Source organism: Aquirufa sp. HETE-40SA, from assembly GCF_054558635.1.
The window spans coordinates 346693-371630 of record NZ_JBPXKN010000003.1 but is presented as its reverse complement, the minus strand read 5'-3'; the positions used below and the strand labels follow the sequence as shown (position 1 = coordinate 371630).

Genomic DNA, 24938 nt, shown 5'->3' with positions numbered 1-24938 from the left:
GTGGTTCGAGGTCAGTAGAGGTTTAGTCCAATTTTCTTTGTCTATAAATTATGGTTATGTATCTTTTGAATGACATTAAAAAAATCGAATGCTTGGACTATTAATTCAACTTGTAATATCTTATTTAATTATTCGATGGGGACAAAAAGAGAACCTAACTGTTTTGGGATTATATCCATCAAAAACAAGAATTTCCTATCTTTTACTTTTTTGTATCCTTGCAGGTGTATGTAGCTCAATAACATTCTGGTTAAGAATACTCTTTGCGCAAGAACTGTGGATATTAAATCCTGCCTTGAAATGGCAGCTTACTTTAAACGCGGTTTGGTATAATTTAAAATCTGTCATATATGAAGAGCTAATTTTCCGTGGCGCTCTTTTCTATATCTTAATTAAAAGATTTGGAGGCACAAAAGCGATTTTAATTTCTTCGATAGCATTTGGGATATATCATTGGTTTACATTTGGAGTATTGAATAACCCTGTTCAAATGTTCTGGATTTTTATTATTACATTCTTAGCGGGTTACATTTATGCGTTAGGATTCTACAAAACTAATTCTCTATATGCGCCAATTGGTATGCATTTTGGTTGGAATATTGTTCAATCATTTGTTTTTTCTGCAGGGAATATAGGTTCCGGTTTATTTGTTCAAAAATTACCAGTTCCTCAAATTCAGGTTTCTTATTTTATCTATTTTCTAATTACATTTTTGCATTTATTTTTATTCATTTTGGTTTTTGCATTCATCTTCCGCAAGAGAATTGCGAGAGCTGTTTGAAATACGTGTTTTATCAATTAAAATTTCTCGTCTTGTAATTTGTTTAGAAGTTCAATCCTTTAATTTCCTGATTCTGGCGAGTTCAAACAATGAAAATGGCTGCAACATTCCACCTAGTAAGGGAGCGAGTAAAAAGATAAAAGGGTTATACTTTGATAGTATGGCCCTTTTTTTATTCATAAGTCTAACACCTGTCATTTACCACGTCATCTTTGAACTGAAGTATCTGTTTCTTCATCTCCTTAATCTCCTTAATCTTCTGTTCCAAAGAAATCAACTTGTCATCAAGAATTTCAAGTTTTTGTTTCTTGGTATATTTCCTGCTATACCAGGCGTCAATGATTTGACCTATTTCTTTAATGGTAAATCCAACCGATTTGGCATCACTAATGAACTCCAATTTTTCAACGGTTACCTCATCATAGTGAAAGTAATTATTCGATTTGACTGATTCATCTTGTTTACCTTCTATCAACCCTGATTTTTCATAAAAACGGATTGTGTGTATTGAGATGCCTGTTTTTTTGGATAGCTCGTTTATTAACATATCACAAATATAGTGTGTTGAAAAATAAATATCAACTATAGACTATGCTCTACTGTTGTAGGTTTAAAATTATGACAATATGTTTGTGACTCAAACAAATAATTAGACAATGAGACAAACAATTTTTATTACAGGTGCAAGCAGTGGTATAGGAAAAGAAACGGCAAAATTCTTTCAACTAAAAGGATGGAACGTTTTAGCCACGATGAGAAATCCTGAAAACGAAACCGAATTGATTGGTTTGGAGAATGTTTTTGTGACGAAACTTGATGTATTGGATTTGGAATCAATTAGCCAAGCAATAACCAAAGGGATTGAAAAGTTTGGAGGAATTGATGTATTGCTCAACAATGCTGGATATGGTGCTTACGGCCCATTAGAGTCATTTCCAAGAGAAAAGATTCTACGTCAATTCAATACCAATGTTATTGGACTTTTAGATGTTACTAGAGCTATTCTACCGCATTTTAGAGAGAACAAAAAGGGGATTGTAATGAACGTTTCCTCAATGGGAGGTAAAATGACTTTCCCATTAGGTTCATTATACCACGGGACAAAATTCGCAGTTGAAGGTATTTCTGAATCATTAAGATATGAAGTAGAACAATTTGGTGGAAAAGTTAAAATAATTGAGCCCGGCGCAATAGCCACAGATTTTGCAGGTCGTTCTTTTGATTTTAATAATGACGAAAAGTTAAGTGCCTATCAAAATATTGTAGGTAAAATTATGAGCGCATTTCCGCAAATGATTAAAAATGCCTCATCAACAAATGTAGTTACTGAAGTTATTTATGAGGCAGCAACAGATGGAAAAAATAGATTAAGATATATGGCAGGAAAAGACGCCAAACTCTATAATCTATTGAATAAGTTATTGGGGTATGGCTTCATATTCAAAATGAATAAAATGTTTTTCAAATTGTAAATTATGAATCCAATAGTAAAATATTTTACCGGTGAAAGGTTAGAGAGTTTTTTGTTTTTAGGTTTGGGAATTTTAGGATTTGTCATAGCAATATTCTTCTATTTTATTCTCAAAACATCTTTTCTAAAAGGAGTTGCCATTCCATTTCTTTTAGTTTCTTTTTTAGAAATAGTTGTGGGGGTAACTCTGATATATCGAAGTCCAAAGGATATTATAAGGGTCGAGACCTACTTTTCTGAAAAAAATGAAATGATACAAAAAGAAGAGATTCCAAGGATGGAAAGTGTAATGAGAAATTTTGAAATTTTTAGGTATACTGAAATCACTTTGATTATAGTTGGCATTATCCATATGTATGGTTTTAGGCAAAATTTATTATTAAATGGCATTGGATTAGGACTCTTTATTCAATCAAGCGTAGTCTTACTTTTAGATTTCTTTGCAGAACGAAGAGGAGAAGTCTATCTGGCCTATTTAAAGACCATAATTGAAAATTGAAATAATTTCAAGAAGTTCAACCCTTCAATTTCCAAATTGTCACATACTCAATCATCGCATTATAGTTGCATCTTTCGTCTGTAAGGGGAGCTTAACTGGACAAGCCATCAGAAATGATGGCTTGTTCTTTGTCTATTAGTGAGTTAGGCTAGTTGCATCTTTTTCAAATGTTGTTCTTTATATTTGAAGCACTAAATAGTTATAACTTGAAACACATAGGCCAAATGAAAGTTATTGGCGCACTTCTATTTAATCTCGTTATTTCTTCATTTGTTTTTGGCCAAACAAAACAGGAAAAGGGGATAATAAAACTACTGGATGGCTATATTTCAGAAAATTATAGCGAGTATTCGCCTGGATGTGCTGTTCTTGTTTCAAAAAATGGAAATATAGTTTATCAGAAAGGTTTTGGCAAAGCAAATCTAGAATTAGACGTTCCTGTTATTCCTGAATCGGTGTTTAGAATAGGTTCAATTACCAAGCAGTTTACAGCAGTAGCAATCCTTCAATTAGTAGAACAACACAAAATTGCGTTGAATGATAGTGTTCAAAAATTTGTCAAAAATTACCATTCCAAAGGGAAAAAAATTACCATTGAAAACTTATTGACCCATACGTCAGGAATTAAACCCTATGAAGGAATAGATGCAAAAGTTCCGAATGCAATTCGAGTTGATTTTTCACCAGAAACACTAATCGACAGTTTAGATAAACTACCTCTTGACTTTGTTCCGGGTTCGAAATACCAATACTGCAATTCTAACTATTTCTTATTGGGTAAAATTATTGAGGAAGTTTCTGGGCAGAAGTATCAAACCTATTTACAAGAGCAAGTTTTTTCTCGAATTGGGCTAATTTCAACTTCCTATGATAACCCAGATGAGGTAATTAAAAATCGAGTAAGTGGATATACTGCTGTTTCGGGAGAATATAAAAATGCTGGGTTTATTAGTATGTCAACAGTTTATAGTGCCGGAGCATTGCTTTCCAATGTGAAGGATTTGTATCGATGGCATCAGGCATTAAAAAATGGGGAATTATTGAAAAATGAGACTTGGCAAAAAGCCACTTCTCCCTTCATACTTGCAGACGGGAAATTGAGTGAATATGGATATGGATTTTTTATTAAGAATGAGAATAATGTCAAATCAATAGGTCACGGGGGAGCAATTGATGGCTTCAGGGCTGTGGAAATATTTTATCCTGAAAAGGATTTATACATTACTTTACTTTGCAATAGTGAACAGGATAATTTTATGGAATTGTTTGCTGGTATTTCTCAAATTGCTTCAGGAAATGGGATTCCTCCAAGATACAAGGATATAAAAATAGCGGAGGAACAATTGGACTCCTATATCGGGAATTATACATTTCTAGAAAATCCCCAACAAAGTATTCAAGTTTATAAAAAGGAAGGGAGACTCTATGCGGACCTATCTAACAAATCAGGGCTAAATATGGCTTTATTGGGCCAAACGGATACACTTTTCTTCTTGCCTGATGTCATTCGGATACCCACAACAATCGAGTTTATTTTGTCAAATGGAAAAGTAACAGGACTATTTTGGACCCAAGAACACAAACACGAGGCAAGGAAAGATTAACCCTTTAATTTCTTGATAGTCGCTAGCCCAAGCAATGAAAGTGGTTGCAACTTTTAGTTTTTTCTTATACTAATTTAGCGTCGAAATCGTTCTTCAATAATTAAATTTATCTGTAAGTCATGCACAAATATGTAGCTGCGCTTTTATTCTTACTAGGAGTCTCAAATACATTAATTGCCCAAGAAAAAAAAGTAATAGGTAGGCTAGTTGATGCCGAAACAAAGCAAGCAATTCCTTATGTCAACATAGGGGTTTTTCAAAAAAATATTGGAACAGTTTCTGATGAAAATGGGAACTTTGTACTAGGGTTTTCGGAGTATAGTACGGCGTCCGATTCCATCATTTTTTCGCATATTGGATACCAAACGGTTAAGTATGCTCTATCTCAATTGCTTAAATCAGTTGGCGATATTCCATTAAATCCCGAGTCTAAATTATTACAAGAAGTAAGCATTAAGCCCAAGAAGATGGTGAAGAAATTCTTGGGAAGAAATGGTAAGGGCCTTGGACTCATGCATTTTAATTTTTATACATTTTATGAAAAAGAAGTGGATGATAGATTAGGTAAGGAAGCCGGAGTTTTGCTTCCCGTGAAAAGGGACTGCTTTCTAAATGAGCTTCAGATGAACATAAGTTCAAATGAATTTTCCAGTTTAAAATTTAGATTGAATTTGTATAAAGTAGTCGATGGGATTCCAACAGAATTAATCATGCCCAAAGAAGTAATTTTTGAAATTAAAGAGGGTTATGTAGGCTTATATAGACTAGACCTGCGTTCTTATAATCTTTATTTGAGTAAAGATATGGGGCTTGTTGCTGCCACCATACAATGGGTTGAGAGCAAGAAAACAAAACCCGACAGCAAATATTTTAGTTTATATTCTTCTCTCTCTGCGAATTCCTCATTTATATATCGTGCCAAATCTATGGCAAATTGGGTAACAAGTAAACAAGATATAAGCTTTGGCTTCTTGTCGGAGTGCGATTAGCCTACCTTTCCTTTTTGGGTTCGTATACCTACAATGGAATAATTGTGCTTTTTAATGTGGAAAACGGCTGCAACATTCCACCTAGTAAGGGAGCAAGCCGATCAGAAATGATCGGCTTTTTTGTTGTATTTCGGGTTGTTTGAAGGATTGAATGCTGATTTTCAAATGGAAATATCGTTTAAAGACTTAAAATGTTGGATTTAATGGTTCGAGTTCAGTAGATGTTTTTTTAGATGTTACTTTAATAATTCGGAGGGTTTATTTATTATTCCACAAATTAATACAAGTGATGCTGTTTCAGTATCATCTATAACAAGGGTAACCCTATCTCCAACTTTTAAATCTGTATTGGTTGCTGGGCCGGCCGAATTTTTAATGGTAGTTTGTGTAGTAAGTTTTATTATTTCTCTTTTACCATCTCTTCGCTCTAAAGTAAAATAGTTTTTCCCAATAGCTGTAATAACACCAGTTCCTCCTGTCCCATTACATAAATCACAGCAATTATTATTAACAGCACCGATGGGGGTATTTATTTGTTCATTTATAGTAGGTTCTATTCCAAAAGGCAGATGAATTAATTCATAAGATGTAATCACGTAAAGGGAAAAAAGGGTCACCAGAATAGTAAAACTAAGTCCGGTTGCTACTTTTTTAATAGGCTTTGAAAATCCTGTGTAAAGATTGAATATCCCAAACCCGATGATTACTCCTAATCCGTTTAAGATTACATCATCAATATCAAAAATTCCTATTTCTAAAAAAAATTGGGTGGATTCAACGACTAAACCCGAAGCAATGGCTAATACAACTACTTGTTTCCAGTTGAAATTTGAAAAAATATTTGGCACTAAAAATCCCATCGGAACCAATGCCACTATATTACCTAATAAATTTATAAATGCGATTAAAAACCCTTTTTCTCCAAGCAAATATGGAAGGATAGATTTGAATGGAATAAGGTTAGGAGGCCCCTCCTGTGTTCCACCAAAATTTAGTCTTAATTCACCAATTCTAATAAGTGCTACATCTTTGAAGACCAATACCTTAATTAAAATAAACAGATACCCAATTAAAAGTAAAAGAGGAAATATGTGTTTTTTCATACTACTTCATATTTTCTGTGAAAGATAAACAATTTCTTAACAGTCAAATACTCAATCATCTCATTGTTGTGCTTCTTTCCTCTGTAAGGGGAGCAAATAGATAAGCCATCAGAGATGATGGCTTTTTCTACGTCTATCTGTGGGTTAGTCTGGTTGCATCTTTGAGTTTAGTTAAAGAGGCCAAATCATATTTATAGGGCATTATAAAACTCATTACCGCCAAAGATGTAACCTGGCTAACTTTCTGAATCCACGGCTCAAAACTTGAATTGATGAAACTAAGTAGTTCATTTACTTTTCAAATTCAATGTAATGCTCTGATGCATATTCATCATCCCCAGGTTTAATTCTTTTTACAAAAAAACGTGCGCGCTTCCCAAGTTTAACGGATGTGTTTTTTTCTTTGATATCATTGGGGTCATTTAATGGTTGTAATGAAGGGTACCATAAAATATATCCTGGTTTCTGAAATACCAATTCAGGCTTTGACCAATCTTGGCTATTGTTTCCTGTACCCAAATCTTTATGTTTATTAAATGAAATATAGATCTTATCACCTTGCCATGATTTCCCCTCCACTTTCCCCATCATCATTACCCAGCAATTCAAATAAGTATTCCAACTAACAGATGGCCCCCAATGAAATCCACCTGTTGGTGAAGAAGCGCCACCGCCACCTTCATTGATTGGAATTTGTAAAGAACGAACTGGAACTCCATAACTATCGTAAGCGATAGAGAACGATTTGCCATCCCATCTTTTTGCTTTACCAACCGGATTATCTAGGTCTTTCAATGCGATACGTGCGATACTTATACATTGACCACTCCACTCTTTTTGAACGTTAAAAGTTTTTTCATCATACACGCCAGGATAACCATACTCTCCATAAAACAAATACAAATAGTCGCCACTCGCTACAGCAGACGGGTCGCCTACGCCACCCGCAAAAGTATTTGACGTATTAAATGGCTTTCTAATCATCCTTGGGTCATAATCCTCAATAAATATGCCTCTGTTATCCCAGCTTTTACCTCCATCTATGGATTTCATCACACCAATTCTACAAACAGCTGCGGGGCTTTCTGGACCAGTCAAACCTTGTGGCCAAAGTACATTTCTATATCCCTCTTTGGTAACTGAATCGTATGGTAAGGTGCTTGGATAATTTTCGTTATGGTAAATTCCATATAATGTTTTACCACTTTTATCTTTAGAATCTTGGTAAACAGTTTCAAACCAAACAGCTCCATGCAAGCCTTTTTGTCCTGTAGGGACATTGCTAGGCATACTAGGGTTAAAGAACTTGCTAGCAGGGTTTTTAAAAACAACCTCTGCATTTTCTCCATCTGAATACTTTAAATCTCTTGCATAACCCCACAAAGGGTCTTCACCATATTTGCCAGGGAAGATTCTAAATGTATCGCCAATCCAAACTTCTGCCATATTACAATCCACAAACGAATTGAATGTAATTTTAGGAGCAGGGATTAATTTAAACTTTGGAGTAGAGTCTACTTTTTGAGTTATATCCAACTTAGGGGAAAATAGCAACCCTATAATAATGGAGAACCAAGAAAATAAAATTAGTAAAGGCATTCTAATTCAATTTATTGTGAGTCATTAAGTTAGTATAAATTTAAATAAATAATAGTATTTACAAATACTAGTTTAAGCTGCTTCTTTTGTTTTTAAGGGAGCAAGCCCGATCATTCATGATCGGCTTTTTAGTTTTCTAACAGCTAGTTAGGCTTCCATTCCTTGCCTAAGGGGTATATGATTTCTGAGCAAAAACAATCTAACGTTTGGTAAAAATATATAAACTCGAAAAAGTAATTCTTATTTTTGATTCATGGATACAATTGAAATAGTTAACTACGAATCTGCTTATAAGGACGTATTTAGGGATTTAAATGTTGAATGGATTTCTACCTATTTTAAAATGGAGGCGTCTGATTATAAGGCCCTAGACAATGCGGATAGTTATATTTTGCAAAATGGAGGGCATATTCTAGTTGCTTTATTAAATAAAGAGCCAGTTGGAGTTTGTGCATTAATTAAAATGGACGACCCTATATATGACTTTGAGCTGGCAAAAATGGCAGTAGCGCCCAAAGCACAAGGCAAAAAGATTGGTTGGTTAATCGGGGAAGCCATAAAAGACAAGGCAAGGTCTATTGGCGCAAAAACACTTTATTTAGAGAGTAATACTATTTTAACACCTGCCATAAGCTTGTACCGAAAATTAGGATTTATTGAAGTATTTGGACGCCATACACCGTATGAGCGTTGCAATATTCAAATGGCGCTTGTCTTATAAGGCAATTAGCCAAATTTGAAATTTAATTGATTTTATTGAATACCGTCTTCCAAGAACGCTCTTCTTTCCAAATGTTTGATTTTGCTTTGGCCAAAACAGCAATAGATTTACCATCATTGCTCAAGTTCCAAACCTCCGTCACATCGGTATAAGCTTGTTGTTTCTTGTTGACCTTATAGGGAGTGCCTGTGATAAAATAGGCAATCGATCGAATGGTCATGGTTTGACCACCATTGGACAATTTTACACTAAAGGTCTTTCTGTTACCTTGGTCATGACTAATTTGTCTTGTTTTCCCATCGAAGACCATCTTCTCCAGACTTTTAACAGAAGCGTTGTTTGAAGCCGGGTTTTCTATCGTTAAAAAATTCCCCCGCTCTACGATTTTCATACTTTTAGAAGCCATTCGATCGCTCGCGTCATAGGAGCAAAAAATATTGCCGCCTATGCTGATGGCCTCCTTGGCTTGCCATTGGCCAGAAAAGTTAGCGCGATTTGTACCATTTTTTTGCTGTGCTTGTACGGATATACACATTACCCCTGTTAGCAAAATAAGGAGGGAGGCTAAAATGTATCTTTTTTTATTTTCTGCCATGGCTATTTATTAAAAGTTTCCCTCAAAGGTAGATAACTTTCTGTAAAGAGATAATTTCTGTGGCGGCAATGTTACCTATTTTCCACATCTCATTTTTCGTAAATTTACAATCCTAAGCGATAAGGTCGAGGTGAATTGTCTACTGGGGAATTAATAAATAGAACGATTATGAAGACGTTTAATTTTTTGCTTTTGATCTTATTATCTATTTCAAGCTGTGGTAAAAAGGATGAAATAGTCGAGCCTGCTTCATCTGATTCTATGTATTTCCCTTCCAATACAAGTACAAATTGGGAAACTAAGGCTATTTCAAGTTTGGGATGGAATCAAAACGGAGTTCAACCTTTGAAGGATTTTCTTATTCAAAAATATACAAAATCCTTTATGATTCTCGTAAACGGACGAATTGTCATGGAAGAGTATTTTAATGGACATACAGCCAGCAGTACTTGGGCATGGAATAGTGCAGGCAAAACCTTAGTAGCCACCACAACCGGAATTGCACAGCAAGAGGGATTATTGAATATTAACAATAAGGTATCGGATTATTTAGGAACAGAATGGACAAGCATGCCATTGCCTAAAGAAAATTTAATATCAGTAAGAAATTTGCTGACAATGACCGCAGGCAATGATGCTTCAAAACAATATGTGATTAAACAGAACTTGACGTATGTTGCTGATGCAGGTGCTAGATGGGCTTACAGTAATATTTTCCAAAAGTTGATGGATGTGGTTGCCAAAGCAAGCAATAAATCGTTTGAAAACTATTTCAACGAAAAACTGAAGAACAGAATAGGAATGGATGGCGTTTGGAATTTTGGAACAATTTTTACCATTTACCAAAGCAATACAAGAAGCATGGCAAGATTTGGGCTTTTGGCTTTGAACAATGGTAAATGGAATAACCAACAGATTATCAATGAAACATTTTTTAATGAAAGCATTTCTACCTCGCAAAACATCAACCCTTCTTACGGTTACCTATGGTGGTTAAATGGGAAAAAGAGTTTTACGCTTCCTGGTGAGCAAACAGTTAATCCAGGTTTTTTAGTGCCAAATGCGCCAGCAGATATGTATGCCGCAATGGGCGCAAATGACCAACGAATTTATGTAATTCCCAGCAAAAAAATAGTTGTAATAAGAATGGGGGATGGAGCGGATCCTACAAATTCAAATATTGCAATATCAGGTTTTGACAACGAACTATGGGGCAAAATAAATGCCGTCATTAAGTAAGCATGCCGATCAGAAATGATTGGTTTTTGTTTTCTATCAGCAAGTTAGGCTCTATCATCTTTTGTATATTTACCCATGAAAAATCTAACCCTACTAGCCTTTGCTTTCACAATTTGCACGAGTGTTTTCGCTCAAAGCCAAAACGAAAGAAAAGTGGCAAGTACCCCATCCGATCTTTATAGTAAAATAGCTCATTTGGATAGCGCCTTATTTGCAGCGTACAATTCAAAGAATTTGGATTTAATGAAGACCTATTTTACTCAAGACCTAGAGTGGTATCAAGATAATGGAGGCTTAATCGGCTTTGAGAAAGTGTTTTCGAACTTTCAATCTATTTTCAATAGAGAATATGATCTTAAAAGAAATCTACTAAAAGAGAGTCTAGAAGTACATCCCATAGAAGGGTATGGCGCAATAGAAATTGGTAAACACCAATTTAAACACATTGAAAATGGTAAACTGGAAATAGGCACGTTCAAATTCTTAATGATTTGGAAGAACGATAATGGGAGCTGGAAAATAGCAAGAGTAATTAGTTATGATCATTAAGCCCTCTTCTCCATCAGGTCCTATTGGAGTAATTTTAGCTACATCTTTTTAGTAGATTTGTCTATCATTAGATGAATACTAAAGTGAAGGTGCATATAGTAAATGGAGATTTTCTGCAAGATTGTTTACAAGCAGAAAATGCTTTAATTGTTCGTGAAATGTTTGTGGAGGGCCCTATCAAGGCCGATTCTATTAATGCATTATTTCAAGCTAGAGCGGCTTATTTGGAAAAAACGTATGCAATTCCTACGGAGGAATATCATATAAAATCCGTTACAGAATTTGAAAAGATTCAACGCATCCCCAATGGTGCGGAAGTGTATTTGTGGTTTGATTATGATTTATTTTGTTTCGTGAATCTACTGTTCATCCTTCAGCTTCTGATTAAAAATAAGACGTTGAAATTATTTCTGATACGCCCTTTGCGAGGAAAGAAATTTAGTATTTGGCAGGGATTTGGGAATCATACAAAATCCGATTTAATGCTTGCTTACTCTCAAAAAACCCCTCTTAAATCGAGAGATTTAAAAGACCTTTTACACCTATGGAATAGGCTAGGGAAAAGCGCAAACATAAAACATCATCGACTTATTCCTTTTCTACAGAAACATCTAAAGGATTATCTATCGTTATCTCAAGCAAGAAAATCAAAAGCGAGTTGGGGTTTTACAGAAGGCCAAATCAAGCGTTTATCGACTACTAGTTGATCCACTTTTGACCCTATAAAACAAAAAGAGGCCATCATCGGCCTCTTTTTGTTAAACTATCCCGGTATCACCAGGGCTTTGGAAAAATTATGAAACATCCTCAACTACGAGTAAACCCGAATTTAGGACCATTGCACCTGTGTATCTTTCCATGACTTAGTATTTGCCGATTCAATCACGGCTTCGCACACCCGTTGTGTCTGTAATGCGTCTCTAAAGGTGGGGGCACAAGGCTTATTTTCACCTACCGCTTTTAAAAAGTCAGCCGCTTGATGAACAAAACTGTGTTCATACCCAATAATTAAACCAGGCACCCACCATTTGTCCATGTATGGCTGGTTGCCATCTGTAACCAAGATGGATTTCCATCCCCGCGTTAAATCATCATCCGCATGATCAAACATTTCTAAGCGATTTAAATCATGTAAATCCCAACGCAAGGAAGCATGCTCGCCATTTATTTCAAACGTATAAAGGGCTTTGTGGCCACGCGCATACCGCGTAGATTCAAAAAGGCCTAAAGAACCATTGTCAAAGTGGCAATGGAAAATACACGCATCATCAATGCCTACTTTTTTCACATCACCCGAACTAACGTGCACGCGTTCTTTGATAAAGGTTTCCGTCATTGCGGACACATCTGTAATACCGCCATTTAACCACATGGCCGTGTCAATACAGTGTGCTAATAAATCACCCGTAACCCCTGAACCGGCTGCGTCCACATCCAATCGCCAAGTTCCTGCACCCCCCTGTGGTAAATCAGGTGAAATGGTCCAATCTTGAAGGAAATTAGCCCGGTAATGAAATATCCGACCCAGTTTTCCTGAATCTATGATTTGCTTAGCTAAGCTAACCGCAGGTAAACGACGGTAATTATACCAAACCGTATTCGCCACACCAGCCTTCTCAATCGCAGCAACCATTTGCTCTCCTTCCGCCAAAGTGCGAGATAGGGGCTTCTCACATAAAATCATTTTTCCGGCTGCAGCTGCGGCAATTGCGATTTCAGCATGTGTGTCGTTCGGTGTACAAATATCCACCGCATCGATGTCATCGCGGGCAATTAGTTTTCGCCAATCGGTCTCATAAGAGGCGTATCCCCATTGTTCTGCAAAAGCTTTGACGCTTGCCTCATTACGCGAGCAAACGGCTTGTAAAACGGGCTTGCAGGTAAGCTCCGGGAAAAAATTAGGGATACGGTTATACCCGTTAGAATGGGTTCTACCCATAAATCCGGTGCCAATTAATCCAATTCGTATTTGTTTCATAGGGTATAGGTTTAGTATGACCAACCATGTGCCTTACGCACGTCGATCATGGCCGCTAAAATATCATTCCAGGTTTGTTGTTGCTCCATTACAGAATTGCTGAACATACAGCCGTCCCAACAAATATGCTTGAACGCTTTTGTTAATTGTCCATCCGCATCTCTTAACCAGAATCCCGCATCTTCAGCGATGTTCAACTTCCCATTAGGATCGGTCGCTTGACAGTGGCGACCCGTCTTATCATGGCTTCCTGTGCCATGCACGGTTCCATCATTTTGAGCCACGTGAAAATCAATTGTCCATGGGCGAAGAGCAGCCGTCAATTCTTTTAATGACGCTTTTAATACTTCGCGATCATCCCACTTATAATCCACGGGTAAAATTCGGTCCTCTGGGCAATTATATCCCATCGTGTAGAGTAAGGTATGGGACATGTCCGCTTGGAATCCGATGTTAGGGCGGTCTACGGCCTCTAAGGTCTGAATCATATTCCGCCAGGAGTGCATGCCTCCCCAACAAATCTCTCCTTCGGCAGCTAATCTCTCACCGAAATCTGCGGCAACGTCACAGGCTCTTTGGAAGGTGTCCACAATCAATTTGGAATTGCCTTTAGGATCCTTCGCCCAATCCGCTACTCCTGCAGCAGAATCAATACGAACGATGCCATTCGGACGAATGCCTAATTTGCGTAGTTCCGCACCTATTTCACAAGTTTTGCGAACCATATCCACAAACGTATCGCGCGCGTCCTTATCCCCCATCGCATTCCCTGCCCAAATAGGAGCCACTAAACTCCCAATTTCTAAGCCATGAGCGGCCACTTTATCGGCTAGAGCTTTGGCGCCATCTTTCCCACTTTCAATGTCGAAATGAGGAGGCAATAATCCAATATCAACGCCATCAAACTTCGTGCCATTGACTTCCGCAGCGGCTGTCATGGCGAGCATTTTATCGAGTGAAATAACGGGCTCTGAATCGGGACCTTTGCCTACAATTCCGGGCCAAGTAGCATTGTGTAATTTAGGATAAGTAGTCATGTTAAAAATAGGTTATAATTTTAAATCTGGGTTTGCTGGACCAAAATGTTTCAACATAACAATCGGGTCAGTAGAAGAATAATTCGTGATTTGAACACCGGATTTCGCGGCAGCTTCTGTGACAAAAAATTCATCGTTGGTCAATTGTCCATACCGAATCATGGCCGGCGTCTCTATATTCCAAACCCCCATTTTACCATGTCCTTGCATCATAATTAATCCATAAGCGGCAGCATCTGTGATGGTAACCGTTTGGCCAGGAAATACCGTTAATTCTTTCGCGCTGAACGCGTCAGATCGGTAGCAGACCCATTTTTCTGAGTATCCTGCTGCCGCCATTTCAGCCTCATCCCGCACGGGAATCGGTTGCATAAAACGCGTTTCTAATAAATTAGGATTGGTATTTAATTCCCAATCGATGACCTCCATCAATTGATCATAATTCCCAATGTCCTTTTTGGGAGTACCATTCCACAATAACTCTTCTGGAATGACCGCCTCATTAACCAGCGACTGATACATGGCAAAAACATCGGATGCTTTTTGTGGCTCATACGTACACATACTGCCTGGCGCGTGCAACATCCCCGGAGGAACATCCCAACCCGTCCCAGGAATCAATGGAAACGCTTGAGAATACATGGTGATTTTGTTATCCCCCTTCGTAAAGTTCATCAAACACTCTTTGATTTGTTCCTTCGTCGTACCTGGAGCAATGCCAAAGAAAGTATACGGGAAATCCCCTCCATGATTATTTAATTGCGGGGGAAAATAATAGGCCTCAGGCTTCCCTAATTGGCCTATTTTAGCGGCATGCTCATCATTGTGGTGAATGTGGTGAGGCAAGGGGCCCATGTTATCAAAAAACTTCGAATACATTGGCCAAGATTTGTATTCATTCCACAAACGATCACCGATCACTTCGCCCTTCAATTCTTCGATTACATCAATCAGGAGCAGCTGCTCTTCTTTCCCTCCTTCGGAATAAACAACGGCACTTAAGCCTTCATTTTCTCCGGTCAATGGACCATTTTTAGCAGGGGTCGTTGACGATAACCAACGTTCATCGATTCCACCACGGGCTCCACCCAGGACGTAATAATCATCTGGATGTAATTTAATTCTTCTCCCTGGTACACAAAAAGACCTTGGTACCCAAGTAGGCGCAAGCCGTAAAATTCCTTTTCCTTGCGCTAGCGCTTTAGCTGCATTATTGCTCATGTCGTCATTTTGTTAAATGTAAAAAATCTATATCTTTTTTCGACTTAGGTAAATTAGGCGCTAAAATATTCAGCGTCAACGTTATCTCTTTTTTCTCCCCAGGGGCTAACCTAGTTAATGTGTTTGATTCCCGCGCGGCTTTTTGGCCAATAGGCGAGTTCGTGCCGGGTTCAATTCCTGTGACATATTCCTGTTCAGCAAAATGGTGCCAGTTGGTCAAACAAGGCAATTCGCGTTTATCAAATGTGATGTGTAGGCCTAGTTCTCTTTCTTTGTTCCAAAGTCCGCAATGAACTTTATGCTCTGCATCAGCCTCGGGATCAATGAAAATAACAGATTCCCCGTTTCCTTGATGAAGCTCAAGCGGCTCGGGGCATTTTTTTATATTCGTTACACCCAATAACTGGGGATTTGAAGCGACGCGGTGCGTCCCTTTCCAGATAATGTCCGTGCCTTCATCCACCAACGGCCACCCGAAATTAAAATGATACAAAAGCATCAGTGGCGCAGCGGTGTTCCCTTCGTTCATTACCTCGTCATGGATTTGTAAAGCCGCTTCGCCTAACTTGCCCGAAATAGTGCGCTTAAGCGTTAGGCATGGCCCAAAAATGGTATGTTGTCGAATAATCCCCGTAATCGACATATCCAGCGAGCCACTGCGTAAGTCAGGCTGAATGATGGAGATGATTTCAGCAGGCAAATTTCCTATTTGACCATGGACTCCTCGGTCCCCCGATTCATCACTCTCTGGGCCACCCACATGATCAAGTCCACAGGTAGCCAGCAGGCCGCCACCAAAAGTCCGTAGCCAATCAATCCCGTGATTCGACATAGGCTGAGGGGCCTTAATTCCTACATGGCTAATCCAAGCAAGGCTATGTTGGTTATAGAACGCATCTGCAATGTCCATCGCTCGGTCAATGATCACTTTATATCGGAAACCTGTTCCGGTATCTATCCAAGCAATTCGAACACCCCGACCCGCCCCATTATCTAAAACGGATGTTTCGATGCCTCCTAATTGTCTGTGATTCGATATTTTACCGGTCCAATGTGACATGTTTGTTGCGCTTACTTCTTTTTAAATACAGCATTACTCTCACTTCCACCCGCCATTAAATAGGCCATTAAGTCCTTTAATTCCTCTGCGTTTAGGCTATTTATTAAACCAGGCAGCATACTTGAAACGGGGGAGTATTTCATTGAAATGACATTTTTCTTCAAAATCTTTTCCACCTGTTCTGGGGCGTATGGATTTTGAGAAACGTAATAGGCCATTTTATCCTGATTGGTTAATCGGCCTATCACCGAAGTTCCATTGCGCAGCATAAACTGTGTCGCGGCATATTGATCCGAAACGGTTTTGTTTGGATTAATGATGGACTCTAACATATCTTTTTTCGAGAATCGAGTGCCCAAATTCGTAAGATCTGGACCTACGTTTCCGCCGCCTTCACTTCCAATAGCATGGCAACGAATACAGGTGGTCGCGGCATACATCGACTTTCCGTTTTGGAAATCACGATCTGCTAATGGAGCGTCCAATAAAGCTACTGCCTCCTCTAACTTCCATTGCTTTCCAGGGCCTTTCGGGTAATTGATATCCTTCACATCATTCCCATTCGCGGATAACATATCTGCACCGCCTAATTTGTCGAAGTAAGCACGCTTACTTTCAGCGACATTTTTCAAGGCTAATTTTCGTGCCCGATCAATGAATCCGACATAACTACGTCCACCAGAAAATTGGAATGAATTTTTAAACCACTTGAAATAACGTTCGTGTAATTCAGGAGTCCAATTATTTTTAGCGGCGGATAACATCGTCGCCATATAGGTTTGTTGGGCCGGCGGAATTTTCTCTAGCATCTTAGCAATATCGGTTCCGTATTGCGGGTTACGCATAATCAAATCTGCCGAGGAAGTGGCCGATTCCACACGGTATGCCGTTGCACTCGCTGTGTCTTTCGTCTCCATTAATTTTAAGGTCCGCTCAATGACTTTAGGCGCCTCTAAAGGAATGAGTAAGCGACTTAACGCACGGTCCATATTCATGCGGTTTGAGGGGTATTTGGCATCAAACTTTGCAATGATTTTAGAGGCCATCGATGCGTCAGGCATACCTAAACGCAACATCGCTAATTCATAGGCACGCAATACATCTAGCGTTTGAGCTTCCGTGAATGCTTTGTTATCAATCGCTAATAAAGCGGCGTAAATCCCTGATTTAAATTCGGGCTTGCTTTGGCGAATCAGACCGATAAGTGCTTGCGTTGCAGTAATCGGATCTTTTTCCGACAAGGCTTTATCTTTCCACTCCGCAACAGGCTGGTGCTCTAATGCCATACGAGCCGCGTAGCGAATAAAACGATCTGGGTGTTTTAAATTCGGCCAAGCTACGGCTAAAGCGGCAGGATTAGGACCTTGATGGAATTGCTCAATTTTGCGGCGTAATTCATTTAACGGATTGGGTGCACCTACGAGTGTTTTAGTGGACGTTTCCTCCGTACCCACATAGGTCACTCGATATAAATCAGATTCAAGGCGACGACCACCCGTCATGAAATATAAGTTGCCATCTGGGCCAATAACCCCGTCCGTTAAAGGCAACGGAATACCAGAAAAGAACTCTTCCCGATCAGCTAAAAACGTAGACCCTGAAGACCTTAATTTTATTAAGTGTCCGATTCCAAAAGTCCAGTCGAAGGCCAAAAGTGATTTCTTGTATTTAGCCGGGAATTTCGCATCCTTCAAAGACAATAAACTCGTGGGCGACCCTTGGCCAATATTTAACACCGGAGGCAGGTTATCGGGGTAGGTGGTTGACCATTTACTGTTACCCGTTCTCCAGCCATACTCACTACCACTCGTTACATGGCAAATGCGCGTAGGACGATACCATGGTAAGCCAAAATCCCACTCCATATCTGCATCATACACGAATAAATCTCCTGTTTCGTTGAAGGCAATATCAAATGCGTTCCGATACCCCGCACTAACTAATTCCCATTTCTTTCCTTCTGGATCAATGTTTGCAATCCAACCACCTGGGGCATAACGATCATTTGCGTGCCCACGCGGATCTTTAATCAACGGGAAAATATTATCTTCTTGCCAATTTTTAGGCAAGCGATAGGCGTCCATTGGAGGGACATCGGTATGATTTCCAGAAATTAAATAAATCGATTTTTTATCTGGAGATAAAATAATGCTATGCGGACCGTGCTCGCCTTCGCCTACAAATTCTTTCATCAACGTGATTTTGTCAAATTGATCATCCCCATCTAAATCTTGCACGCGATATAAACCGCTACCTCTAGGAGTAAAGCTAGAACCGGGGGCACGACCCGAGGCACCGGGTTTAGTGGCACGCGCATTAACCATCACATACAAGCTGTTGAATGCATAAAGCATACCATGCGCATTTCCGATACCTAACGTATCCACGCCTTTGCCAAATTTTAATTTCTCAATTTGGGGTTTCACGCTTGCAGCTCCTGCCGCAGGAATCGTTAAGCGATACAATCCGCCATATTGATCTGAGCAAATCATTCTGCCCTTGTCATCAAATGTCATGGATACCCAAGATCCCATGTTCTCATCTGACGGGCTAATTAAATGCTCGATTTTAAACCCTGGCTGCAAACGTATTTTATCCAATTTTGGATCAGTTCCCTCTACGTGAGCAGGCTCAATTTTAAATAAGCCGTTGAAGCCTAAACTCCCCAGACTAAGTAATACGACACTCGCGATTAAATACTTACCGATTGATTTCATGGTTATTTTAAGTTTTTGATACGAATATTTTTAAATTCTACTTTCATAGGCGGTCCTACGTGCACTTGCACACCCAGCCACCCAGAGGCCTTGCCATTTACTTGATCTAAATCCGTCACGTCACTCATCAAAACACCGTTCACAAAATGTTGCAGACGATTGCCTTTGATGACTAAGTGAACCTCATTCCAATCTTCGGATTTGATGGCAGTTTTCAGTGAATCTATGTTGCCTAAAGAGCCGGTTACCGTGCGGGGTAACCATGCGTTATTTTTCGAAAATGCGCGCAGATTAGTTTTCATCGCCGCGTCTGTTTGTTCATTCACAGAGACAATTTCGCCTCGATAAGCCAAGGTTGTTCGACCCCTTTCTTCGTAGTTTTGGCCAGTATATCGAATATCCCCATCGATATCTGCTTGATATCCTTTTAGTGCTAATGGCAAATCGGGCAGCAATTCCTCCGATCGGTAATTAATCCCTGTATTGCCTCCCTTTGAAATTTTAAACTCAGCTTTTAGCTCAAAGTCTGCCGGTTGAGAGCCCCGATAAATCAAAAATGTATTTCGTTTTAATAAGGTTTGAGGCGTGATTTCGCCAATGATACGACCATCTTCCACCCGCCAATAGGTAGGATCCCCTTCCCATCCCTGCAAGGATTTTCCGTTAAAAATGGCTTTAAACCCCTTCTCTAGCTGTTTGATCTGGCCAAAGCAGGGAGCTTGAATAGCCAGTAAAGACACAAACAGCCATATGCATCTATGGCAATAAGTTTTCATTTTGAATAGGTTTAGAATTTTAAATTAGTTTAAAAAGTTTGAAAAATGGTTTATCGGCTTTTTTGTTTTTGATTTTTTTTCAAAAGTGTAAAAAAAGCATATCTTTATATCGGTATCATATTGATACCCACAACCTTTAAAACTTATAAAAACATGAAAAAAATTCTTTTACTCATCGCCGTATTATGTACGGTCCAAATGGCAAATGCTCAAAAAGTATTTTCATTGCACACAGTAAAAATTGAAGGCGATTTAAAGGCCTTTGAAAAGCTAGAAACAGAGTTAAATGCAAAAGCCGCGCAAGAAGCTGTAAACAAAGGGGATATCCTTTATTGGGGCTTATTTAAGATTCAACAATTCAATCAATTAGAGATTCCAGGAGAATACAATTATGTGTTTGTTCAATGGGCAAATAACATTGATGATCTATTAGGATCTAAATCTGCTTGGTGGTTGAATGCGAGCAAAGTACTTACTCCAGCTGAAATGGAACAAACAAAAACCCTAGGCGCATCATTCAAATGGACGAAAGATATGCGTAACATTTTTGTGGTAGATGATGAAGCGTATGATGCAGGAGGTCAAGCAGAGTATTTCCAATTTAATTTTGGAAGACCTGTAAATACAGCTGGTTTTATTGCTGAAAACAAGGCTTTATGGAAGCCGTTTTTTGTGAAAAATATGAGCAAAATAAATATGAAAGTTTGGGGTGTAGGAAGAAGATTAACCTTCCCTACTAAGGATACTAGTTATAATACCATTATGTCTTGGGATGGCTTCAAAAGTTTAGAAGATATTATGAAATTTAGAATTGGCGGTACTCCAATTCCGGGCTATAATGAAGTGATCCAAAAGTCGAAGATGACTACGTATATTCCTGAGGGATTCACTTACTCACCTATTTTCAAGGTACTTAAAGGCACTACTGCTAAGAAATAAGTATCAAAAAGTTTTTGGTAGTTTTAATCAACCACTTACACTTTTGTGTGAGTGGTTGATTTGCTTATTGTCAGTACGTCTATGTCTAGCACTTTTTCTAGTGAAACAGCTTAATTAGTAGTTACTAGCTGGTTAATCTTTTGGCTTCAATAAATCAAAATTGAAGTTAGCATTGATGATTAATCCATTATTATTTTGGAATACATTTAAGCCGTTAATTTGCCTTCCTAATTGTAGTGTTTGGTTTAAATATCCTCCTTCAATTCGAAGAGTTTTATTGAAACGATAACCGAGCAAAATGCCAATTCTATTTTGGTCAAATACATTAGCATTTACATTTTCCCCAAACCCAACAAGCACCTCATCATATACTGCAAAGTAGGCCATTTTATCCTTTATCTCTCGCCCACGTAAAGGAACCTGAAGGCGAACCATATACCTGCCCCTGTTTGATAGCGGATACTCGTCTTCGGTCGTTTCATTAGCCGAACTATATCGCCCAATAAATCGTTGTTCTAACATAAATCGGTGAGAAATATCTACAACTCCCTCTTTATGAGATAGTTGAACCATTTCGAAAATACGGTGTTCTGTAAATTCTCTACCTAATTTATTGAGAGCGTATTCCCCATAGGGAAATGTTTCAGCCCACGCATAGCCTACTCTAAATAATACTCTTGGAGTCACATGGTAGTTGAGCCCAACTCTTAATAGGCCTTGTTGCCAATTTGAAATTAGGTCATTTCGTCTCCATTGATATTCTGTGTGAATTCCGGTTTTTTCGGATAGTTTGAAAGTGCCAAAATAATTGTACCAACCAATGGTATTCGAGGTTGTTAAGCGATTATTTTGTGCTAATGAATATTGACAAGAAACAAATAAAATAGCTAAGAATAGGGTAATTTTTCTATACATCATCCATAAAAGTACGCTTAATTTAGTATTTCCAATACGTTGAAAGCGGCCCATCGATACCAAAAAGAGGGTCTTTTTGTGGAATAGGGATATTCGCGATTTCTGCTAAAATAGACGGACTGTCTTCCTTTTGCAAACTAAATTTTAAGTTCCATTCTGCCCCGTTAGGATACCCGCCCACAAATTGATATTCAACAGAATTGTCGACTGAATAATGCCCAACTCCAGCGGGTAAAATAATCATGTCCCCTGTTTCAACGTTGATAATTTCGCCATTCTTGCCCCCTAGCTTTAAGCTCACTTGGCCACTTTGTAATCCTAAAACTTCATGGGTATTGCTGTGAAAATGGTCCTCAGTTAAGATGATATCGTGCCAATTATTTGCCCAGCCATTTTGGCAAAATAAGTGTTCAAAGTCCTTATTTGCAAAGTTCTGAAGCACATTTTTGTATATAACCACCGGTAGAATATTGTTCGGAATATCTCCGTCATTCTTGAAATAATAGGTGATGATGTCAACTTGTTTCATGGGTTTGAAAGGTTTAGAAAAACAAGTTAAATAATCTGACCTATGGTTATGTAATTGTTTATCATTTAATTTGATTTTTAAATAGGAAGATAAACCATGAATATAGGAATCGTAGTTAAATGGAGCTTTGTCATTAGCCTTATTTTTGAACTTTTGGGGGCGTTTATGAAGATTTTACATCTTCCGGGTGCGGATCAACTTTTGATTGTGGGAATGGTAGCTAATGGGGTATTTATAGTTGCTGCATTATCTGAAATTTGGGGATCTGTCAGAATTAATACCAATGAAAAATTTATGTGGACGATTGCCTTTATTTTTATGGGGATTTTAGGCGCCTTGGCAGGGATGCTTTATGTACTAATGGGAAGAAAACGTATAATATAATTAGTATGAATCAATTTTTTAAAAAGTATCGAAACGAAGTTATTGTGGGTGTTTTAGTCTTTCTCGTCTTGATTTTTAGAGATGTAATCAAGTCGGCATTTTAAATGTCGTCTAAATGACGCACCGCTGTCAATAAGTAGAAAAAAGTAACGATCATATTTGCAAATGGAATTTGGTGCCAGAGTTAAGGAGATTAGAACAAGTTTGAATTATTCCCAAAAAGAACTTTCTGAACAAGCCGGATTAACGCTCAGAACAATTCAGCGAATTGAGAATAATGAAGTGAAACCCAGTCTTCATTCGTTGAAGGTGATAGGCGAGGCTTTGAAAACAGATTTGTCCGAATACTCCACAACGACTGACGCTAAACCCTACGAGTTTAATTTCACCATTAAAATCACGGATATGAATCAGTTTATCACGGACTTAAAAACACTTGTAAAAAACAATTGGAAGGTAATTATTTGGGTAATCTTAATCGTTTCTTTTATTTCCAATTATGATCAAATTAAAGCCGGCATTATAGATGGCTGGAATAACAAATAAGGAATGAATGACTTTTATAACCAGCCAAAAGCTTTAGTCTGGATCGAATCCATTCTATTCCTTTTGGCTGGTTTTTTTCTGGCGGTTTTGATCATCGAAAAGGGTTCTGATCAACCCTTATTTTACGCAGCGTTCATTTTATACGTTCCCATTAGCCAATTTTTGTATACGCCTATTTTTAAATTAACAGGGGGATATACCTATTATTCACCTATGCTTTTAGGCTATATGGCGAACGAGAAACAGATCGATTTACATAGCGGAACGAGTTTTGATCATCTTTTTGTCTTGAGAAATTGTAAGCCTGGAATTGAATTAAGAAATAGGTTACTTGCTTATCATTTGGAAGGATTATTAGAGCTAGTTTCTCTAATCGAAAATAAGCAGATTCCTGAATCTGTCACGATCGTAGGTACGTCCTATTTTTTCAATGATAGAACCTTACAAAAATTCGGATTTCAGCTAGAAAACGCGTCCACCTTTTATCGAGCGAATCTCTTTATTAATTTCATTGATCTATTCTGGATGTATTCGCTTTCGCGAGGCAAGGTTGCCATGCCCGCTTTATGGGAGGCTAAAAAAGCCAGTATTCAGGGGGCAGCATTAGTGGCTCAGAAGGCGAAAATAGCAACGCTATATGGTAAATTACTAGGGTGAGAATAGGCGCTATTTATAAATGAGATTTTCTCAATTTAGTAGCATGATAGTAGACAAATAAACGCAGCTGCATCTTTAGTCTTTATTCATTCGTTTAACTATCCTAAAACCGCTATAATTATTGATATAGGCTACGGGAGAGAGTATTCTTGTTGATTTCTTTTGTAGCCAGAGGGAGTGATGGCCTTCTTTTTCAAAAACACGCGATTGAAATAACTTAAGGTTTCGAAACCACAATCAAAGCATATTTGGCTAATGGTTTTATCGGTTTGGACCAGCATTCTACTCGCCTCATTTATCCTTATTTCATTTAAGTAATTAGAATAAGTTGTTCCTGTTGCCTTTTTAAAAAACTTGCAAAAATTGCTTTCCGTTAGACTTATCAGGTCAGCTACTTCTTTTAGAGACAAGTTGTTATAGAAGTTGTTCTGGATATGAACGCAAACGGTATTTATGCGCATTTCACTTTTCTTAGAGACGATATTGTGAAATGTATTAGGGGCAATAATGGCAGCTGTCTTTTGTGATAAATCATCTAATAAAGAAATTAATTTCATTATTCTTTCTATCCCTTTGCACTCGGTTAATTCGATCATTTTTAAGCCAAATGTTTCATCCGCCTCAAATCGCATTCCCCTAGCCGAGGCCTCTAGCATATTCTTTATCAAATGCCCTTCGTTAAGCCCGATAAAGGGGGAAATAAACTCCTTTGAAAATTGAATAACGACCGCCTCAGAATGGCTAGCGTCATTTAATTTGGTGGACCATGTGTGAGGTAAATTAGTCCCCAATAAAACTAAATCACCTTCCACAAATTGCTCATAGGAATTGCCTACAATTCGATAACCATTTCCTTTTAGGATACATGTTAATTCGTACTCAGGATGGTAGTGCCATTTAAACTCAAAAAAGGGGACCCGAAACCGATAGGCATAAAAACTGGAATGCCCTTTTTCGGAGGCGATATCTTCTAATTTTGCTTTCATAGCTTAATATTAACTTATATGCGGCATTAATTTCAATTAGAAT

At 38.3% G+C, this 24938-nt stretch carries 26 protein-coding genes; 13 read left to right on the top strand and 13 right to left on the bottom strand.

What is annotated here, in order from left to right:
* The first annotated feature begins 88 nt into the window (after positions 1-88).
* Entirely contained in the window at positions 89-781 is a 693-nt protein-coding gene (locus ACRZ9O_RS09680; protein ID WP_459458662.1) for a CPBP family intramembrane glutamic endopeptidase, read from the top strand.
* A 184-nt stretch (positions 782-965) separates the two neighbouring features.
* On the opposite strand, the gene ACRZ9O_RS09675 is transcribed toward ACRZ9O_RS09680, so the two are convergent.
* Entirely contained in the window at positions 966-1328 is a 363-nt protein-coding gene (locus ACRZ9O_RS09675) for a MerR family transcriptional regulator (RefSeq protein ID WP_459458660.1), read from the bottom strand.
* Positions 1329-1437: 109 nt separating this feature from the next.
* Here ACRZ9O_RS09675 and ACRZ9O_RS09670 point away from each other — a divergent pair, with 109 nt between their 5' ends.
* The 4 genes from ACRZ9O_RS09670 (at position 1438) to ACRZ9O_RS09655 (ending at position 5344) form a co-directional block, all read left to right on the top strand.
* Positions 1438-2253, top strand: a complete 816-nt coding sequence (locus ACRZ9O_RS09670) for an SDR family oxidoreductase (protein ID WP_459458658.1) — start codon at positions 1438-1440, stop codon at positions 2251-2253.
* A 3-nt stretch (positions 2254-2256) separates the two neighbouring features.
* Positions 2257-2751 carry a hypothetical protein gene (locus tag ACRZ9O_RS09665; protein ID WP_459458656.1) on the top strand — a complete coding sequence of 165 codons (495 nt, stop codon included), beginning with the start codon at positions 2257-2259 and terminating at the stop codon, positions 2749-2751.
* 224 nt (positions 2752-2975) lie between these two features.
* Entirely contained in the window at positions 2976-4355 is a 1380-nt protein-coding gene (locus ACRZ9O_RS09660) for a serine hydrolase domain-containing protein (RefSeq protein ID WP_459458654.1), read from the top strand.
* A 119-nt stretch (positions 4356-4474) separates the two neighbouring features.
* Complete coding sequence (locus tag ACRZ9O_RS09655) at positions 4475-5344, top strand: carboxypeptidase-like regulatory domain-containing protein (RefSeq protein WP_459458652.1); 870 nt, start codon at positions 4475-4477, stop codon at positions 5342-5344.
* 236 nt (positions 5345-5580) lie between these two features.
* Here the strand turns inward: ACRZ9O_RS09655 and ACRZ9O_RS09650 are convergent, their stop codons facing one another.
* Positions 5581-6447 (bottom strand): VanZ family protein, encoded by an 867-nt coding sequence (locus tag ACRZ9O_RS09650; RefSeq protein ID WP_459458650.1) that lies wholly within the window; start codon positions 6445-6447, stop codon positions 5581-5583.
* Positions 6448-6738: 291 nt separating this feature from the next.
* Positions 6739-8046, bottom strand: a complete 1308-nt coding sequence (locus ACRZ9O_RS09645) for a hypothetical protein (protein WP_459458648.1) — start codon at positions 8044-8046, stop codon at positions 6739-6741.
* Between the two features lie 253 nt (positions 8047-8299).
* Between ACRZ9O_RS09645 and ACRZ9O_RS09640 the strand changes: the two genes are divergently transcribed.
* Positions 8300-8767 (top strand): GNAT family N-acetyltransferase, encoded by a 468-nt coding sequence (locus tag ACRZ9O_RS09640; RefSeq protein ID WP_459458646.1) that lies wholly within the window; start codon positions 8300-8302, stop codon positions 8765-8767.
* Between the two features lie 22 nt (positions 8768-8789).
* Here the strand turns inward: ACRZ9O_RS09640 and ACRZ9O_RS09635 are convergent, their stop codons facing one another.
* Positions 8790-9362 carry a hypothetical protein gene (locus ACRZ9O_RS09635; RefSeq protein WP_459458644.1) on the bottom strand — a complete coding sequence of 191 codons (573 nt, stop codon included), beginning with the start codon at positions 9360-9362 and terminating at the stop codon, positions 8790-8792.
* 168 nt (positions 9363-9530) lie between these two features.
* Here ACRZ9O_RS09635 and ACRZ9O_RS09630 point away from each other — a divergent pair, with 168 nt between their 5' ends.
* From ACRZ9O_RS09630 to ACRZ9O_RS09620, 3 genes are all read left to right on the top strand, one after another.
* A complete protein-coding gene (locus ACRZ9O_RS09630) occupies positions 9531-10601 on the top strand; it encodes a serine hydrolase domain-containing protein (RefSeq protein ID WP_459458642.1) in 1071 nt (356 codons plus the stop codon).
* A 75-nt stretch (positions 10602-10676) separates the two neighbouring features.
* Complete coding sequence (locus ACRZ9O_RS09625) at positions 10677-11150, top strand: nuclear transport factor 2 family protein (RefSeq protein WP_459458640.1); 474 nt, start codon at positions 10677-10679, stop codon at positions 11148-11150.
* 71 nt (positions 11151-11221) lie between these two features.
* Positions 11222-11857, top strand: coding sequence for a DUF1835 domain-containing protein (locus ACRZ9O_RS09620; RefSeq protein WP_459458638.1), 636 nt, complete (start codon positions 11222-11224; stop codon positions 11855-11857).
* Between the two features lie 122 nt (positions 11858-11979).
* On the opposite strand, the gene ACRZ9O_RS09615 is transcribed toward ACRZ9O_RS09620, so the two are convergent.
* From ACRZ9O_RS09615 to ACRZ9O_RS09590, 6 genes are read right to left on the bottom strand one after another with little or no spacing between them, the layout of a single operon-like run.
* Positions 11980-13128 (bottom strand): Gfo/Idh/MocA family protein, encoded by a 1149-nt coding sequence (locus tag ACRZ9O_RS09615; protein ID WP_459458636.1) that lies wholly within the window; start codon positions 13126-13128, stop codon positions 11980-11982.
* An 11-nt stretch (positions 13129-13139) separates the two neighbouring features.
* Positions 13140-14165: a sugar phosphate isomerase/epimerase family protein gene (locus ACRZ9O_RS09610; protein WP_459458634.1), complete on the bottom strand. Its 1026-nt coding sequence runs from the start codon at positions 14163-14165 to the stop codon at positions 13140-13142.
* Between the two features lie 12 nt (positions 14166-14177).
* The gene (locus tag ACRZ9O_RS09605) at positions 14178-15386 is read right to left on the bottom strand and encodes a class I mannose-6-phosphate isomerase (RefSeq protein ID WP_459458632.1); all 1209 of its coding nucleotides are present in this window, start codon (positions 15384-15386) and stop codon (positions 14178-14180) included.
* 4 nt (positions 15387-15390) lie between these two features.
* Entirely contained in the window at positions 15391-16446 is a 1056-nt protein-coding gene (locus ACRZ9O_RS09600) for an aldose 1-epimerase family protein (protein ID WP_459458630.1), read from the bottom strand.
* A gap of 11 nt (positions 16447-16457) precedes the next feature.
* On the bottom strand, positions 16458-19163 hold the full coding sequence (locus ACRZ9O_RS09595; protein WP_459458628.1) for a c-type cytochrome: 2706 nt from the start codon (positions 19161-19163) through the stop codon (positions 16458-16460).
* Between the two features lie 2 nt (positions 19164-19165).
* Complete coding sequence (locus tag ACRZ9O_RS09590; protein WP_459458626.1) at positions 19166-19939, bottom strand: 3-keto-disaccharide hydrolase; 774 nt, start codon at positions 19937-19939, stop codon at positions 19166-19168.
* A 153-nt stretch (positions 19940-20092) separates the two neighbouring features.
* Between ACRZ9O_RS09590 and ACRZ9O_RS09585 the strand changes: the two genes are divergently transcribed.
* Positions 20093-20878 (top strand): hypothetical protein, encoded by a 786-nt coding sequence (locus ACRZ9O_RS09585; RefSeq protein ID WP_459458624.1) that lies wholly within the window; start codon positions 20093-20095, stop codon positions 20876-20878.
* 132 nt (positions 20879-21010) lie between these two features.
* Here ACRZ9O_RS09585 and ACRZ9O_RS09580 read toward each other — a convergent pair whose 3' ends face one another.
* Positions 21011-21847, bottom strand: a complete 837-nt coding sequence (locus ACRZ9O_RS09580) for a DUF2490 domain-containing protein (protein WP_459458622.1) — start codon at positions 21845-21847, stop codon at positions 21011-21013.
* Positions 21816-22322 (bottom strand): cupin, encoded by a 507-nt coding sequence (locus ACRZ9O_RS09575; RefSeq protein WP_459458620.1) that lies wholly within the window; start codon positions 22320-22322, stop codon positions 21816-21818. The genes ACRZ9O_RS09580 and ACRZ9O_RS09575 overlap by 32 nt, the downstream gene beginning before the upstream one ends.
* 96 nt (positions 22323-22418) lie before the next feature.
* Here ACRZ9O_RS09575 and ACRZ9O_RS09570 point away from each other — a divergent pair, with 96 nt between their 5' ends.
* The 3 genes from ACRZ9O_RS09570 to ACRZ9O_RS09560 all read left to right on the top strand — a co-directional run bounded on the left by ACRZ9O_RS09570 (position 22419) and on the right by ACRZ9O_RS09560 (position 23909).
* Positions 22419-22706 carry a GldL-related protein gene (locus ACRZ9O_RS09570; protein WP_459458618.1) on the top strand — a complete coding sequence of 96 codons (288 nt, stop codon included), beginning with the start codon at positions 22419-22421 and terminating at the stop codon, positions 22704-22706.
* Between the two features lie 165 nt (positions 22707-22871).
* Positions 22872-23252, top strand: coding sequence for a helix-turn-helix domain-containing protein (locus ACRZ9O_RS09565; RefSeq protein ID WP_459458616.1), 381 nt, complete (start codon positions 22872-22874; stop codon positions 23250-23252).
* A 3-nt stretch (positions 23253-23255) separates the two neighbouring features.
* Positions 23256-23909 carry a hypothetical protein gene (locus ACRZ9O_RS09560; RefSeq protein WP_459458614.1) on the top strand — a complete coding sequence of 218 codons (654 nt, stop codon included), beginning with the start codon at positions 23256-23258 and terminating at the stop codon, positions 23907-23909.
* A gap of 131 nt (positions 23910-24040) precedes the next feature.
* Here ACRZ9O_RS09560 and ACRZ9O_RS09555 read toward each other — a convergent pair whose 3' ends face one another.
* Positions 24041-24895, bottom strand: a complete 855-nt coding sequence (locus tag ACRZ9O_RS09555) for an AraC family transcriptional regulator (RefSeq protein WP_459458612.1) — start codon at positions 24893-24895, stop codon at positions 24041-24043.
* Positions 24896-24938 lie beyond the last annotated feature (43 nt).

Excerpts from the sequence above, each read along its gene's own strand:
- ACRZ9O_RS09630 (WP_459458642.1), top strand. The coding sequence starts at position 9,531 with ATGAAGACGTTTAATTTTTTGCTTTTGATCTTATTATCTATTTCAAGC.
- ACRZ9O_RS09625 (WP_459458640.1), top strand. The coding sequence starts at position 10,677 with ATGAAAAATCTAACCCTACTAGCCTTTGCTTTCACAATTTGCACGAGT.
- ACRZ9O_RS09590 (WP_459458626.1), bottom strand. The coding sequence starts at position 19,939 with ATGAAAACTTATTGCCATAGATGCATATGGCTGTTTGTGTCTTTACTG.
- ACRZ9O_RS09595 (WP_459458628.1), bottom strand. The coding sequence starts at position 19,163 with ATGAAATCAATCGGTAAGTATTTAATCGCGAGTGTCGTATTACTTAGT.
- ACRZ9O_RS09635 (WP_459458644.1), bottom strand. The coding sequence starts at position 9,362 with ATGGCAGAAAATAAAAAAAGATACATTTTAGCCTCCCTCCTTATTTTG.
- ACRZ9O_RS09585 (WP_459458624.1), top strand. The coding sequence starts at position 20,093 with ATGAAAAAAATTCTTTTACTCATCGCCGTATTATGTACGGTCCAAATG.
- ACRZ9O_RS09660 (WP_459458654.1), top strand. The coding sequence starts at position 2,976 with ATGAAAGTTATTGGCGCACTTCTATTTAATCTCGTTATTTCTTCATTT.
- ACRZ9O_RS09560 (WP_459458614.1), top strand. The coding sequence starts at position 23,256 with ATGAATGACTTTTATAACCAGCCAAAAGCTTTAGTCTGGATCGAATCC.
- ACRZ9O_RS09650 (WP_459458650.1), bottom strand. The coding sequence starts at position 6,447 with ATGAAAAAACACATATTTCCTCTTTTACTTTTAATTGGGTATCTGTTT.
- ACRZ9O_RS09555 (WP_459458612.1), bottom strand. The coding sequence starts at position 24,895 with ATGAAAGCAAAATTAGAAGATATCGCCTCCGAAAAAGGGCATTCCAGT.
- ACRZ9O_RS09675 (WP_459458660.1), bottom strand. The coding sequence starts at position 1,328 with ATGTTAATAAACGAGCTATCCAAAAAAACAGGCATCTCAATACACACA.
- ACRZ9O_RS09580 (WP_459458622.1), bottom strand. The coding sequence starts at position 21,847 with ATGGGCCGCTTTCAACGTATTGGAAATACTAAATTAAGCGTACTTTTA.
- ACRZ9O_RS09640 (WP_459458646.1), top strand. The coding sequence starts at position 8,300 with ATGGATACAATTGAAATAGTTAACTACGAATCTGCTTATAAGGACGTA.
- ACRZ9O_RS09600 (WP_459458630.1), bottom strand. The coding sequence starts at position 16,446 with ATGTCACATTGGACCGGTAAAATATCGAATCACAGACAATTAGGAGGC.
- ACRZ9O_RS09655 (WP_459458652.1), top strand. The coding sequence starts at position 4,475 with ATGCACAAATATGTAGCTGCGCTTTTATTCTTACTAGGAGTCTCAAAT.
- ACRZ9O_RS09610 (WP_459458634.1), bottom strand. The coding sequence starts at position 14,165 with ATGACTACTTATCCTAAATTACACAATGCTACTTGGCCCGGAATTGTA.
- ACRZ9O_RS09570 (WP_459458618.1), top strand. The coding sequence starts at position 22,419 with ATGAATATAGGAATCGTAGTTAAATGGAGCTTTGTCATTAGCCTTATT.
- ACRZ9O_RS09565 (WP_459458616.1), top strand. The coding sequence starts at position 22,872 with ATGGAATTTGGTGCCAGAGTTAAGGAGATTAGAACAAGTTTGAATTAT.
- ACRZ9O_RS09665 (WP_459458656.1), top strand. The coding sequence starts at position 2,257 with ATGAATCCAATAGTAAAATATTTTACCGGTGAAAGGTTAGAGAGTTTT.
- ACRZ9O_RS09620 (WP_459458638.1), top strand. The coding sequence starts at position 11,222 with ATGAATACTAAAGTGAAGGTGCATATAGTAAATGGAGATTTTCTGCAA.
- ACRZ9O_RS09605 (WP_459458632.1), bottom strand. The coding sequence starts at position 15,386 with ATGAGCAATAATGCAGCTAAAGCGCTAGCGCAAGGAAAAGGAATTTTA.
- ACRZ9O_RS09645 (WP_459458648.1), bottom strand. The coding sequence starts at position 8,046 with ATGCCTTTACTAATTTTATTTTCTTGGTTCTCCATTATTATAGGGTTG.
- ACRZ9O_RS09575 (WP_459458620.1), bottom strand. The coding sequence starts at position 22,322 with ATGAAACAAGTTGACATCATCACCTATTATTTCAAGAATGACGGAGAT.
- ACRZ9O_RS09670 (WP_459458658.1), top strand. The coding sequence starts at position 1,438 with ATGAGACAAACAATTTTTATTACAGGTGCAAGCAGTGGTATAGGAAAA.
- ACRZ9O_RS09680 (WP_459458662.1), top strand. The coding sequence starts at position 89 with ATGCTTGGACTATTAATTCAACTTGTAATATCTTATTTAATTATTCGA.
- ACRZ9O_RS09615 (WP_459458636.1), bottom strand. The coding sequence starts at position 13,128 with ATGAAACAAATACGAATTGGATTAATTGGCACCGGATTTATGGGTAGA.